Annotated in this window: 6 protein-coding genes and 1 pseudogene; 4 read left to right on the top strand and 3 right to left on the bottom strand. The window is 71.6% G+C overall.

Features of this window, described 5'->3' with window-relative positions; genetic code table 11:
* Window positions 1-43: 43 nt before the first annotated feature.
* Complete coding sequence (locus tag ACFY2K_RS35935; protein ID WP_387716865.1) at window positions 44-244, top strand: hypothetical protein; 201 nt, start codon at window positions 44-46, stop codon at window positions 242-244.
* A gap of 240 nt (window positions 245-484) precedes the next feature.
* On the opposite strand, the gene ACFY2K_RS35940 is transcribed toward ACFY2K_RS35935, so the two are convergent.
* The 3 genes from ACFY2K_RS35940 to ACFY2K_RS35950 form a co-directional block, all read right to left on the bottom strand.
* Entirely contained in the window at window positions 485-1,387 is a 903-nt protein-coding gene (locus ACFY2K_RS35940) for a hypothetical protein (protein ID WP_387716867.1), read from the bottom strand.
* A 182-nt stretch (window positions 1,388-1,569) separates the two neighbouring features.
* On the bottom strand, window positions 1,570-2,298 hold the full coding sequence (locus ACFY2K_RS35945) for a hypothetical protein (protein ID WP_387716868.1): 729 nt from the start codon (window positions 2,296-2,298) through the stop codon (window positions 1,570-1,572).
* A gap of 345 nt (window positions 2,299-2,643) precedes the next feature.
* On the bottom strand, window positions 2,644-4,209 hold the full coding sequence (locus tag ACFY2K_RS35950) for a recombinase family protein (RefSeq protein ID WP_387716870.1): 1,566 nt from the start codon (window positions 4,207-4,209) through the stop codon (window positions 2,644-2,646).
* An 89-nt stretch (window positions 4,210-4,298) separates the two neighbouring features.
* Here ACFY2K_RS35950 and ACFY2K_RS35955 point away from each other — a divergent pair.
* From ACFY2K_RS35955 to ACFY2K_RS35965, 3 genes and pseudogenes are all read left to right on the top strand, one after another.
* A pseudogene (locus ACFY2K_RS35955) lies at window positions 4,299-4,436 on the top strand (exodeoxyribonuclease III); the annotation flags it as partial.
* A gap of 955 nt (window positions 4,437-5,391) precedes the next feature.
* The gene (locus tag ACFY2K_RS35960) at window positions 5,392-6,165 is read left to right on the top strand and encodes a BTAD domain-containing putative transcriptional regulator (protein ID WP_380591853.1); all 774 of its coding nucleotides are present in this window, start codon (window positions 5,392-5,394) and stop codon (window positions 6,163-6,165) included.
* 381 nt (window positions 6,166-6,546) lie between these two features.
* Window positions 6,547-14,271, top strand: coding sequence for an SDR family NAD(P)-dependent oxidoreductase (locus ACFY2K_RS35965; protein WP_387716872.1), 7,725 nt, complete (start codon window positions 6,547-6,549; stop codon window positions 14,269-14,271).
* Window positions 14,272-14,310: the final 39 nt, after the last annotated feature.

Here is a 14,310-nt window from a genome sequence, read left to right on the forward strand (position 1 = left end):
ACGATCGGTCACGTCAACTTCCCACCACTCAGTGGAGGTCACCGTGCCCTCGATCGCCGTCGTCCTACTCGGCCTCGCCCTGGTCGTCGTGGTCGCCCTGCTGGTCGCTACCGCCGCGGGCGTTCTCGCCCGACTCGACGGAGCGACCTACCCAAGCGCCCTCACCCGTGGCGCCGTCGCCTTCGCCACCACCCTCACCCTCGCTGCGGCCCTCACCGGCGCGCTGACCCAACTCCTGCCGTGACATCTCGGGAGGAGACGGTCGTCAGGGCGGCGCCGCTGCTCCAGAGGGAAACCTTACGATCCGCGACCGCCCCGGAAGGCGACCGCCATAGCGTCTTGATCCGGTCATACGGGACGCCGTTGTTGTTTAGATCCTCGGCAACCCTGGTGGGCGACCGCCACCTGGCCCCCGTCCACAGCCGGCGGACACAGGCTCTCGTAGGGCCAAAAGACGCTGGGTAGTAGCTTGCCGGAGGTCGGGTCAGCGGTCCCGATAGAGGTCTTCGTCTGGCTCCCAGAACGAGTCGAAGGCTTCCGGCGGATCGTCGAGGACGACTTCGTCGTTGAGGTCTCCCAGCTCCGAAAGCTCGTCCTCGACCTCTAGGCCGCATGCAGAACACTCGAAGATATAGGGAGTGAACAGCACGACGGTCTCAGGCCTGTCATCGAGGTGGAGGCTGCCGACGAGCCAGCCGTCCGAGCCGCAAGCAGGGCATGGCTTGAGCAGGCTGTGATCCATCGCAAGCACGCCGTACTGCCGTGTGATCGTCGCCAGCACGACCTCCCGCTCCTTCGGCTCCAAGTGGCCGTATCGCTGTTCGAAGACGGCTCTTGCCCTGGCGAGCTTGCCTTCCAAACGGATGCGAGTGGCCCGGACGCGCTCCTCAATCAGCCGGTCGTGCAGGGGCCGGTAGCTGCCCCAAAAGGTGTCCGGATCTATCTTCAGTTCGGTGAGCAAGGGGTCGATCAGTCGAAGGCAGGTGGTGAACACAGTCTGGACCTCGCCAGACTCATGGACGCCGCTGTGAGCGACACCGTTGCGCGCGTTCGCAACCGGTTCGAGTGCCTGCTTGTTAATGGGAATCTGGTTGCGAAGGATCTTGTGTACTCGGGCGTGAGCTTCGACCAGCCCGATGGTCTTCGCCCGGCTCGCGGGGATGGACGTGTGTGCGCCGTGGCCGGTGGCATGCAGGAGCGAGTCGAAGTCTCGCGCGTCGACGATCAGGGCCGGGTGTAGAGAGGTCAGGTATGCCTTGAGAAGGTGCTCAGCGGCGATCCCGGCGTGGTGGACCGCGAAGTCGTATGACTCCGCTCCCTCCGAGAACGCCGTCAGTGCGGCGGTCATCCACCGCTGGGATGAGAGCTTGAGCTGTTCAGAGCGCATGGGCTGGACTCTATAGCTGGATGGCCGAAGCGAGACGGTGGGTTTCTCGCTGGTGGGATCTTGGAAGCGAGCGGTCGGCAAGATTTGGGCCCAGTCGGTCATTGACTGCCCCCTGGAAGGCCCAACGAGTGGGCGCTCTCCTCGCCGACCAGCCGGCCTGCAGGGCGAGGCCCAGGTCGGGCTCAGCCGCGCTGAATCCTGCGAAGGTCGGCGAGCGTAAGCTCCTGCGTCGCGGTTGCCGCCTTGCTGGAAGTCCAGGCCAGCAGGTTGCGATCGGGCTGCTCATCGTAGGCACGGTCCAAGGGACGTGTGTCCCGGCCGTCCGTCTCGATGAGCTGGCGGATGTAGGAGGCCAGCGCGGTCGGGCCGCCCCCGTTGTAGCCGACGCTGTAGCCGCTCGCCCGGCCTTCCGGAATGATCGACAGCAGACCGCTGCTCGTCCTGATCCAGATGTAGGCGCCCCCGTCGATGATCATCGACGCGAACGATTCCCCGGCCCGGAGTCCGGCCGGCGCGAAGGTGCGGTACGTCCAGTTCTCGATGTTGCCGCTGACAGTCCGGTAGTGGTGTGCGACAACCGGCAGGCCGAACTCCGGGTCCATGAAGGTCTGATGGCAGACACATCCGTCCTCGGCGATCGCGGACGGGCTCTCGCGGTCCTCGTACACACATGGGTGGAACAGGCTCGGGATCTTGCTGTTCTCGACCAGCAGCGTATGCAAGGGGTTCGGCTCGCATTCCCTGAGGCGGCTCAGCCACTCCTTGACGTAGCGAGTCGGCTGTTCGAAGGTGGCGGCGGCATGGAGTCCGGAGGTGACGATGCCGCGCTCGGGTTCGGTGTACAGGACGAAGTGAGACCAGCCCTTGTTGGGGGCGTAGGTGGTCTGCAGGTCGTGCTGGGTCTTGCTCAACTGACTGTTCTCCCTAGGCCAGTAGCCGACTCGTCGCAGCAGGTAACTGCGACCATGCCACGGTGCCCCAAAGGGGGCGATACCGAAAAGCGTTTCCCAGCCAACCTCACGAGGTCTTGGCGACAGCGCGACGGTTTCGTTGCTGTGATCGTTCTCTGAGGTGTCCAGCCATCCGTCATCCGGGGGAATCCCCGTGTGCCTGCGCTCCGCCGCTATCCTCCTCGTCGCCGCGGCCCTCCTGGGCGTAACCACCTCGCCAGTCCACGCCGCGCAGCACCACCGCGCGCTGGCGACACCATCCTCTACCAGGCGGTCGGCAACCTGCCCGTCGCCCTGAGGACCGACCTATACCGAATTGCCAGTGCGCTCCAGTTGCCCCACGCGTGCTTCGAGTTCGGCGGGTAGGTGCCAACCGTCGGTGGTGGGTGTCATGTAGAGGCGGGCTTTGAGGCCGAGGAGGAGCTGGCGGCGCCTTTCCTGGTCGGCTTGTGTCCAGGCGTCGGTGAAGGTCTGGCCGGTGTCGACTTCCACCCAGGCGGACGGGCATTGCGGGAGGGCGGCGAGGCGGCGGCGTTCGTCGACGAGGGTTTCGAGGGCTTCGGAGTACTCGTCGTCGCCGCCGGGGTAGTCGAACAGGTTGCGGCGCTTCTCCTCGCGGAGGTCCTTCATGGCCTGGGTGACGTGGTTGAGCTGTTCGGTGTGGTCCTCGCCGGGGATGAACCTGCGCACCGTCATCGCCAACCCGGCCAAGCGCTCCACCAGGGCCGTGATCGCGGCGGTGACGCGCTCGCCCTTGACGGACTGGCCCTTGCAGGCCGGCTTGCCCGCGGTCTTCGCACACCGGTAGTACTCGTAGACCTTTCCGTTCTTGGCGAGGTTCACCTGCCGGTAGAACCGGTCGCCGCAGCGGTCACAGTGCGCAACACCCAGCCAGGGCGAGGCGCCGTTCGAGCGCTCCTTCGTCACCGCGCGCTCGTCCATCGCCGCCTGGATCGCAGCCCACTCCTCCTCGGTGAACAGCGGCTCGGCCATGCGGATCGGCAGACCCTTGGCGTCGCGGGCGATCTTGCGCGCCTTCACGGAGCGGCCGGTCAGCTTCAGGCCCATCGTCGCCGGCGACCGTAGGATCTTCCCCACGCTGGTCGGGTTCCAGTGGTTCGACGGCGCGGTCTTGCGCTTGCTCGTGTAGCTGTCGCCCTGGTGCTTGTACGCGTGGGTCGCGGGGGTGTCGAAGCCGGCGGCTTCCAGGGCCGTGGCGATCATCCACTGGCTCTGCCCCTCCAGGAGCAGCCTGCCCATGTAGCGGACCGCCTCGGACGTCACCGGGTCAGGCTCCAGCGTCCGCCCGCCACCGGGGCGGTCGACGATCCGGTACCCGTACGGCGGCTGCCCGCCCGCCCAGCGGTCCGTCTTCCGCAGGTGCCTGTGCGCGGCCGTGACGCGGGCCTTGATCCTCTTGAGCTCCATCTCCGCGAAGATCGACGCCAGCATCAGGAACACCTTCGCCAGCTCGTTCCCGAACGACCGTTCCTGACCCTTGCGGTAGTCCAGGGTGATGCCGTCGTCCGTGAACACCAGGACCTTGTGGTTCTCCTCCGCCCAGTGCGCCACGTCCGCACAGTCCTTCGCCGACCTGAACGCCCGGTCCACCTTCGCCCACACCAACGCGTCCCACTCACCCTGCCGCTCGGTCAGCCACGGACCCAGGTCCGGACGCTTCCACGGCGTGACCTCCGCGGAGACGTCCAGATCCTCGAAGGACCCGACGATCTCCCACTCCTTCGCCAGCGCGTGCCGGGTCGCCGTCTCCGCCTGGATCAGGTGCGACACCTTGCCCTCGTTACCGTGCGTGTCCGAGACACGCGAACCCACCACCGCCCGAACCGGCGCCGAAGCCGTGATGATGCTCACAGGAGGTCCCCTACCGCCCAGGCCAGCAGGCACCCTCGAACAGGCTGCGCTCGAACGGGTGGACCTTTTTCGAAAAGGTGTCGTTCCGCTGGCGCATCGACCTCCAGGTCGCCACCCCGGGCCTCGCCGACAGGACCGTCGAGGCCTACGTCGAACGCGCCGCTTCCCACGCCGAGCGCTGGAGCGACCACGCGCCGGTGACCGTGGTGTTCGACCACCAGTTCTGACAGCTCTCCACGGGCAGGGCTCCCAGGAGACCGGGAGCCCTGCCCGGACATCTCGACCGCACCGACTCGGACAGCGGGCCGCCGGCCTTCCGGGCGTACGGGGCCGCCTCGCTGCCGCAGTGCCGGGTGGTCGTGCCGTCGTGGGCCCGGGAGCCCTTGGGGACGAGCCCGACGACGTCCAGGTCGGACGTCGCATCGGCGACCGTCGGCGCCAAGCCCGCCGCCGAGCCCGCCGCCAAGTCCGTCGGCACGCCGAGCCCTTGCGCGTCAGCGTGCACGCCGTCCCGTACCGCTGGAGCGAGCCGTCCCCGGCCTCCACGCCCCAGGAGTCCGACCTACCGCCCCCGGCGTGGCAGATCGGCCCTCGTCAACTATCCTCCCGAATCAGCTTGTTGACGTGAGCACACCCGATTGTCTCGCCAAATTGCCCATTCGAGGCAGTACTTGATTATCGTTCACAGTACTCTCATATCGACGGGGATCGACCGGCGGCGACTCGCGCAAACCTCCTCGGGCGAAACCCGCCCGCCACTCAATCCGGCTGTGGCACAGCGCATTTGATCACGGCCGTCGCACCGCCGGCCCGTCGGGGCGCGGAGGCCGGGCTCGGGACGATCAAGAACGTGCAGCATTCAATGAGCGCGTGCTCACGTGAGCCGGATCACGCGGAGCCCCCGACCGCCGAGCGGGGCGTCGCCGGGCCGATTGGCCTGCGCCCTGGGGATACTGGGGATCCGCGGCAGCCGGGCATCCCCTCGGCCGATGCGATCGCATGTCAGCGCGCCATACCAAGAGGTGCGCCGTCGATCCAGACCTTCTATCCCGACGATTTACAAGTATTCTGTCTCCAACCGTGCGGAAACTCTCCGGGACCGGTCCTGGGATCAAGGGGTTTCCGCCGGGCGGTCGAAGCGTTTTTCGTTACTGGGAGTGACTTATGGCGGATGGTCACACAATGGATTTCAGTGTCCTCGGCCCGTTAGCAGTACAGGCTGACGGAATATCGGTGAATCCGGGCTCGGCGCGCCAGCGGGCGGTATTGTCCGCCCTCCTCCTCACTCCGGGTCAGCCCGTGACGGCGGAGCAACTCGCCGAAGCCGTCTGGCCGAGGAATCCTCCGAACGACGTCATGACGAACCTGCACAGCTACGTGTCGAATCTCCGGCGGATCCTGGAGCCGAACCGGCCACCCCGCTGCCGCGACACCGTTCTGAGGCGCGAGCCGAACGGCTACGTACTGGCGGTGGACACCGACTGCATCGACGCGACGCTCTTCGAACGCCTTCTGCACGACGGCCGGCGGCTGCTCCAGGCGGGACTGCACCAGAAGGCCGGGCGGACGCTGGGGAGCGCATTGGCGCTGTGCCGGGGAACGGCCTACCCCGAGGTGAGCGACTACGCGCTCGGGGCCCAAGCGGCCGCACGCTTCGAGGAGTTGCGGCTGCTGGCACTGGAGAGCCTGTGGGAGGCGAGGCTGTCCGAAGCGCGGGACTACTCGGTGGTCGCCGCCGAACTACCGGCGCTCACCTCGCGATTCCCGACCCGGGAGCGGTTCAGCTGGCTGCTGATGAAGGCCCTGTACCGGTCCGGTCGGCGGGCCGACGCGATCGACGCGTACCACCGGACCCGACGGACCCTGGCGGACGAGTACGGCGTGGACCCGGGCGCCGAGTTGCAGGAGCTGTTCGGCTCGATCCTGCGCGGCGACCCCGTCGCGGGCTGCGCATGAGCACGCCGCGACGATAGGCCCCCGACAACGGCCCGGTGGCGACGGCTGACACAGCCGTCGCCACCGGGTCCGCATTTTCGCCACCTCGATGACATGCTCATGCAATTTCGCTTGCCTTGCAGGCAACTCACGCTCGCGACCCGGGTTCCGCCCGCACTCCAAGGCTCCTCCAAGTGGACTCCAAGTCGACTCCAAGTCACTGCCAAGATCATCCTGGCAGGCTCTCGGTCAACCGAGCCGCTGGATCGAGATGAGGCGTCGGCAGCCCTCTCGCCCGAGCCGCTGGGTGGACAGCGACCGCACGCATGCGGCACGCGCAGTAGCCGTCCGCTCCGCCGGACCGGCGAGCACATCAGGACCACGAGGAAAGCCGAGTAGCCAGTGCCGCAGACGAGTTGTGAGCACGACCCGGTCGCCGTCGTCGGGCTGTCCGGCCCGACGCCCGGAGCCGACAGCGACCAGCAGGGCTACGACGGCCCTGACGGCGGCCCCGCGTTCTTCGGGCTTCCGGCCGCCCTGGCCGCCGAACTCGGCCCCGCGGACTGGAGGTTGTCGGAGCTCGCCTGGAGCGCGCTGGAGGACGCCGGGATCCTCCCCGCCTCGCTGCGCGGAAGCCGAACCGGTGTCTTCCTCGCACCGTCGTCGCCGGACCGATCGGCGCAGCAGTCACCGCAGCACTCGCCGGAGCGCCTTGCCGCCGTACTGGGCCTCCACGGTCCGCAGGCCGCTCCCGGACCGTCGGAAGCACCGGTGCAGGCCGCCGTCGCGCTCGCCGCGGAGGCGCTGCGCCGCGGGGAGTGCGACCTCGCCCTCGCCGGCGGCACGGTCCTCGCCGTGCTCCGGCGGCTGCCCGACGCGCGACGCGACGGCGCCCGGGTCCTGGGTGTGGTCGCCTGCGGCCGACCCGCGTCCGGCCCGGGTGTCCTCGAACTGCTCGGCGCCGTACCGGCCGATCCCCCGGCAGCCCCCGGGGCACGGCCCGCCGCCCGGCCGCTCCTCGTCACGGAGCGCACACCCCTGGTCCTCTCCGCCCGCAGCGACGCCGCCCTGCGGGCCCAGGCGCAGGCGCTCCGCGAGCGGCTGGCGGCCGACCCGGGCCTCCGGCTCGCCGACGTCGGCCACTCGCTCTCCACCACCAGGACGGCGTTCGAGCAGCGCGCCGTCCTGGTCGCCGAGAACCGCGTGGACGCCCTGCACGGACTGCGGGCCGTCGCCGAGGGCGGGTTCGCGCCGTCACTCGTCCGCGGGACGGCGGACACCGGGCGCGGAGTCGTCTTCGTCTTCCCGGGCCAGGGCACGCAGTGGCGGGGCATGGCCCTCGACCTGCTGGAGTCCTCGGAGCTCTTCCGGGACCACATGAAGGCCTGTGAGGACGCCCTCGCACCGTACGTCCCGTGGTCACTGGCCGACGTGCTGCGCGAGGCCCCCGGCGCCCCCGCCCCGGTGGCGGTGGACGTCGTCCAACCCGTCCTGTTCGCCGTGATGGTCTCGCTCGCGGCGCTGTGGCGCGCCGCCGGCGTGGCACCGGCCGCCGTGGTGGGCGCCAGCCTGGGTGAGATCGCGGCCGCCCACGTCGCCGGTGCGCTCACCCTGGAGGAGGCCGCCCAGGTCGTGGCGCTGTGGAGCCGGTCGCAGGCCGCCGCAGCAGGACAGGGCGATCTGGCCTCCGTCCTGCTGCCCCGCGAACAGCTGGCGCCACGGCTCGCCCGGTGGCAGGGCCGACTCGTCGTCGCCGGGACCAACGGCCCGCGATCCACCCTGTTCTCCGGTGACCGGGGGGCCGTGGACGAGCTGCTGACCGAACTGGCAGCCGAGGGGGTGCGGGCACGACGTCTGAGCAACGGACTCGCCGCACACTCCCCCGCACTCGGCCTCGACCGCGACGGCATCCTCGACGGCCTCGCCGCGATCCGCCCGCGCAGCTCCGCCGTACCGTTCTACTCCTCCTCGACCGGCGGGCTCCTGGACACCGCGGCCCTGGACGCCGCGTACTGGCTGCGGAACATCACCAGCGAGATCCGCTTCGAGGACGCCACCCGCGCGCTGCTGGCCCACGGGCACCGGCTCTTCCTGGAGGTGAGCCCGCACCCCGGCCTCCTCGGCGGCCTCCAGGAGACCCTGGACGACGAGGGCCTGACGGGCGGCGCCGTCGTCGTCGGCACCCTGCGCCGCGACCAGGGCGGGGCGGACCGGTTCCTCAGCTCGATGGCCGAACTGCACGTCCGAGGGGCCGCACCGGACTGGGCGGCCGCCCTCGGCGGATCCGGCGCACAGCGGGTGCCGCTGCCGACGTACCCGTTCCGCGCCGCCCGCCCGGACAGCGCACGCCCGGACAGCGCACGCCCGGACACCGCCCACGCGGGCGCCGTCGACGCGACCGCCGACCGGGCCCGCACCGCACCACAGGACTGGGTCCGTGACCTCGTCCGCGCCGAGATCACCGCGCTGTGCGGCCACGCGGCGGCAGCCACCCCCGAGGACCGGCCGCTCCGGGACCTCGGGTTCGACTCCGCCATGGCTGTCGAGCTGCGCAACCGGCTCATGGCGGCGACCGGTCTGGCCCTGCCCCTCACCCTGCTCTTCGACCACCCGACGCCGAAGGCCCTGAACCGCCACCTGCTCGCCCGGCTCACCGGAGAGGACGACGCCCCGGAGGCGGAGGCGACCGCCGACGGACAGCCGCCGGCCGTCGGCCACGACGCGGCCGGCGAGCAGGAGCCGATCGCGATCGTCGCGATGGCCTGCCGCTTCCCCGGCGAGGTCCGCAGCCCCGAACAGCTCTGGCGGCTCGTGGCGGACGGCCGCGACGCCGTCTCCTCGTTCCCCGACAACCGGGGCTGGGAGCTGGACTCGCTGTACGACCCCGACCCGTCCCGCAGCGGCCACACGTACACCCGTCAGGGCGGCTTCCTGCACGACGCCGACCGGTTCGACGCCGCCTTCTTCGGGATCAGCCCGCGCGAGGCGCTGGCGATGGACCCGCAGCAGCGGCTGCTGCTGGAGACCTCCTGGGAGGCCTTCGAGCGGGCCGGCATCGCCCCCGAGTCCCTGCGCGGCAGCCGGACCGGCGTGTACGTCGGCGCGATGACCCAGGACTACGGGGCCCGCATGCACGAGGCGAGCGACCTCGTCGAAGGGCACGTCCTGACCGGCACCACCGTGAGCGTCCTGTCCGGCCGGCTGTCGTACGTGTTCGGCCTGGAGGGCCCGGCGATCACGGTGGACACCGCGTGCTCCTCCTCGCTGGTCGCACTCCACCTGGCCTGCCAGTCGCTACGCAGGGGCGAGTGCTCGACCGCCCTCGCCGGCGGCGCGGCGGTCATGGCCGCCCCCGGCATGTTCGTCGAGTTCAGCCGCCAGCGCGGCCTCGCCCCCGACGGGCGCTGCAAGGCCTTCGCAGCCGCCGCCGACGGCACCGGCTGGGGCGAGGGCGTCGGCGTCCTCCTGCTGGAACGGCTCTCCGACGCCCAGCGCAACGGGCACCCGGTCCTCGCCGTCATCCGCGGCTCCGCCGTCAACCAGGACGGCGCCTCCAACGGGCTCTCCGCGCCCAACGGGCCGTCGCAGCAGCGGGTGATCCGGGCCGCCCTCGCGGACGCCCGGCTGGCCGCGGCCGACGTGGACGCGGTGGAGGCGCACGGGACGGGCACCCGACTGGGCGACCCGATCGAGGCGCAGGCCCTGCTCGCCACCTACGGACAGCGGCGGTCGGCCGAACGGCCGCTGCTGCTGGGCTCGTTGAAGTCCAACATCGGCCACACCCAGGCGGCCGCCGGGGTCGGCGGCGTGATCAAGATGGTGCTGGCGATGCGCAACGGCGTGCTGCCGCGCACCCTGCACGTCGACGAGCCCTCCCCGCACGTGGACTGGTCCTCCGGCGCCGTCGAACTGCTCACCGAGGCACGGGAATGGCCGGCCGGGGAGCGGACCCGACGAGCCGCCGTGTCCTCGTTCGGGATCAGCGGGACCAACGCGCACGTCATCCTGGAAGAGGCGCCCGTCGCCGAGGAGCCGACGCCCACGACGCCCGCCCCGGCGGTCGTGCCGTGGGTGCTGTCCGCCCGGGACGAGCGGGCCCTGCGCGCCCAGGCCGAGCGGCTGCGGGCGGCGGTCGAGGCTCACCCGGAGTGGGAGCCGGCCGCGGTGGCCGCAGCGCTGGTGTCGGGCCGGACCGTGTTCGAGCAGCGGGCGGTGGTGATCGGGGAGGACCGCGCGGAGTTGTTGAGCGGACTCATAGCCGTCGCCGAGGGAACCGCCCCCACCGGCAGCGGCAGCTTCGAGCGTCCGGTGTTCGTGTTCCCCGGACAGGGCTCGCAGTGGATCGGCATGGGCGCCGAACTCCTCGACACCTCACCCGAGTTCGCGGGATCCATCGCCCGCTGCCAGGAGGCGCTCGCGCCGCACATCGACTGGTCGCTGACGGACGCCCTGCGCGGCACCCTCGACCTCGGGCGGGTCGACGTCGTCCAGCCCACGTTGTTCGCCGTCATGGTCGCCCTCGCCGAGCTCTGGCAATCCCTCGGCATCCACCCCGCCGCCGTCATCGGCCACTCCCAAGGCGAAATAGCCGCAGCCACCATCGCCGGCGCCCTCACCCTCGAAGACGGCGCCCGCATCGCCGCCCTGCGCAGCCGCGCCATCCTCGCCATCAGCGGACAGGGCGGCATGGCGTCCATTCCCCTCGGCCACCAGGACACCGTCGAGCTGTTGAAGGCCTGGGACGGACGGCTGAGCGTCGCCGCCCACAACGGCCCCACCACCACCGTCATCGCCGGCGACCACGACGCCCTCGACCAACTCCTCACCCACTGCGACGAAACCGGCATCCGCGCCCGCCGCATCGACGTCGACTACGCCTCCCACACCCACCACGTCGAACAACTCCGCGACCAGCTCGCCACCGAACTCGCCGGCATCACCGCCAAACCCGCCGACATCCCCTTCTACTCCACCGTCACCGGCAAGCGGATCGACACCACCCAACTCAACGCGGACTACTGGTACACCAACCTCCGCCAGCCCGTCCTCCTCGAACCGACCCTCCGCGGCCTCGCCACCCACGGTCACACCAGCTACCTCGAAATCAGCCCCCACCCCGTCCTCACCCCCGCCATCGAGGAAACCCTCGACACCGCAACCCCCACCCTCGTGACCGGCACCCTCCGCCGGAACGAGGGCGGCCTCCGCCGACTGCTCACCTCGGCCGCCGCGATCCACACCCACGGCCACCCCGTCGACTGGACGGCCCTGCTCCCCACCGACGGTCCCCACCAGGTCGACCTGCCCACCTACCCCTTCCAGGGCGAACGCTTCTGGCTGACCGCGCCCACAGCGGCCAACCCCCGCACCGCCGGACTCGACACCGCCGAGCACCCGCTGCTCGCCGCCGCCGTCCCGCTGCCGGACGACGAGGGCATGTTCCTCACCGGCCTGCTCTCCCTCACCACCCACCCCTGGCTCGCCGACCACGCCGTCTTCGGCACCGCGCTCCTCCCCGGCACCGCCCTCGTCGAACTCGCCCTCCACGCCGGCCGTCAGGTCGACTGCGAGCACCTCGAAGAGCTGACGCTGGAAGCGCCGCTCGTCCTCCCCGAACAGCAGCCCGTCCGGTTCCAGGTCCGCGTCGGTGTGCCCGACGAGGCCGGCCGACGCCCCGTCACCATCCACTCCGTCCGCCACTCCGCCCAGCACACCGGGGACGGCTGGACCAGGCACGCGACCGGGATCCTGGCAGTGGAGGGCCCGGGCCACGCAGGGGCCGCGGACGGGTCGCAGCCCTGGACAGCGACGCTCGATCCGGCCGACGCGCTCTACGACCGGCTGGCCGACGTCGGTTTCGACTACGGTCCGGCGTTCCAGGGCCTCCGGGCCGTCGGTCGGCACGGCAACGAGATCCTGGCCGAGGTCGCGCTCCCGCGCGAACGCCACGACGACCGCTTCGACCTGCACCCGGCCCTCCTGGACGCGGCCCTGCACGCCTGCCTGCTGGAGGGATCGGACGGCGTCCGCCTGCCGTTCGCCTGGTCCGACGTCGTCCTCCACCCCACGGCGGCCACCTCGCTCCGCGTCCGGCTCACCCCGACCGGCCCCGACACCGTCTCCCTCACCGCCACCGACGAGGCCGGAAGCCCGGTCGTCTCGGTCGGCTCGCTGACGCTGCGGCCGGTGACGCCCGAGCAGTTCAGCGCCGCCTCCCACAGCCGCCACCAGTCGCTGTACCAGGTGGACTGGGTACCGCTGCCGCCCGGCGCCGACGCACCCGACGAGGCGCCGTTCCTCCTGGGCACCGACGACACCGACGGTACCGACGACACCCGCGACTCCGCCTACGCCGGCCCCGCCGATCTGCTCGCGATCCGGGCCCCGCTGCCGACCACGGTCGTGGCGGCCTTCGGGCCCGGGGAGGGAGCGTCCGTCGAGAACGTCCACGCGGCGGCCGGGCGCGCCCTGGACCTCGTCCGGGCCTGGCTCGACTCGGAGCGCTTCGCCGACGGCCGGCTCGTGCTGCTCACCCGTGGCGCCGTGGCGGTGGATCCGGCCGACGACGTCACGGACCTGGTCCACGCCCCGCTGTGGGGCCTGGTCCGCTCCGCCCAGTCGGAGAACCCCGGCCGCCTCGTGCTGGCCGACCTCGACGACCACCCCGACTCCTACCCGGCCCTGGTGCGGGCGCTCTCCTCGGCGGAACCCCGACTGGCAGAGCCCCAGTTGGCGGTACGCGAAGGCCGCGTCTCGGCCGCCCGGCTGGCCGTCGCGGCGCCCGGCGCAGCGGAGGCCCCGGCCCCGTTCGGCCCCGCCGGCACCGTGCTGGTGACCGGGGGCACCGGCCTGCTCGGCGGCCTGCTCGCCCGCCACCTGGTGACCCGGTACGGCGTGCGCCACCTGCTGCTCCTCAGCCGGCGGGGGCCCGACGCCGACGGTGCGGCCGAGCTGCGGGACGAACTCACGGCGGCGGGCGCCACGGTGACGGTCGCGGCGTGCGACACGGCCGACCGGGAGGCACTCGCCGCGGCCCTGGCCCAGGTGCCCGCCGAACAGCCGCTGGCCGCCGTGGTCCACACGGCGGGCATCCTGGACGACGGTGTGCTGACGGCCCTGACCCCCGACCGGGTGTCGGCCGTCCTGCGGCCCAAGGTCGACGCGGCGTGGCACCTCCACGAACTGACCCGCGGCAGCGACCTCCGCGCGTTCGTCCTCTTCTCCTCGGCCGCGGGCGTCCTGGGCCAGGCCGGCCAGTCGAGCTACTCGGCGGCCAACGCCTTCCTCGACGCCCTGGCGCAGCGGCGCCGCGCGGAGGGCCTGCCCGCGCACTCCCTGGCCTGGGGACTGTGGGCGGAGTCCAGCGGGATGACCGGCCACCTGGCCGAGGCCGACCTCCGCCGCCTGAGCCGTACGGGCCTCGCCCCCATGCCCTCCGACGAGGGACTCGCGCTCTTCGACGCGGCCCTGCGGACGGACCGCGCGGCGCTGGTTCCGGCCCGGCTGGACACCGCGGCCCTGCGGGTGCAGCCCGAGGTGCCACCGGTGCTCCGCGGCCTGGTCCGGGCCCCGAGGACGCGGGACACGTCCGCCCCGCAGACCGGGACCTTCCGGCAGCGGTTCGCCGCTCTGGAGGCGCCCGCGCGCGGCCGCGCCCTGCTCGACGTGGTCCGGGCCCAGGTGGCGGCCGTGCTGGGCTACGCCTCTCCGGACCGGGTCGAACCCGATCGCGGCTTCCTCGACCTCGGCCTCGACTCCCTCACCGCGCTCGAACTGCGCAACCGGCTCGGCCGGGAGAGCGGCACCCGGCTGCCCGTCACCCTGATCTTCGACCACCCGACCCCGGCCGCGGTCGCCCGCCACCTGGAGAACGAGGTGTTCCCGGCCGACCGGACAGCGGAGCAAGCGGAGGAACCGGCACCCGAGGAGGTCGACGAGGCCGAGTTCCGACGGGCCCTGGCGACGGTCCCGCTGGCCCGCTTCCAGGAAGCCGGGCTGGTCCGCACCCTCCTCCAACTCGCGGACCCGGCAGGCGAACCGACGGACGCCGACGAGCCGGACCACGGCAGCGCCCTCGACACGATGGACCTGGACAGCCTCATCCGGGTCGCCCTCGGCGACAACTGATCACGCCGCACCACCCCTCTACGGCACGGAGTTTCGGAG

It is taken from the genome of Kitasatospora sp. NPDC001309 (genome assembly GCF_042896295.1).
Taxonomy (GTDB): domain Bacteria; phylum Actinomycetota; class Actinomycetes; order Streptomycetales; family Streptomycetaceae; genus Kitasatospora.

Excerpts from the sequence above, each read along its gene's own strand:
- ACFY2K_RS35940 (WP_387716867.1), bottom strand. The coding sequence starts at position 1,387 with ATGCGCTCTGAACAGCTCAAGCTCTCATCCCAGCGGTGGATGACCGCC.
- ACFY2K_RS35960 (WP_380591853.1), top strand. The coding sequence starts at position 5,392 with ATGGATTTCAGTGTCCTCGGCCCGTTAGCAGTACAGGCTGACGGAATA.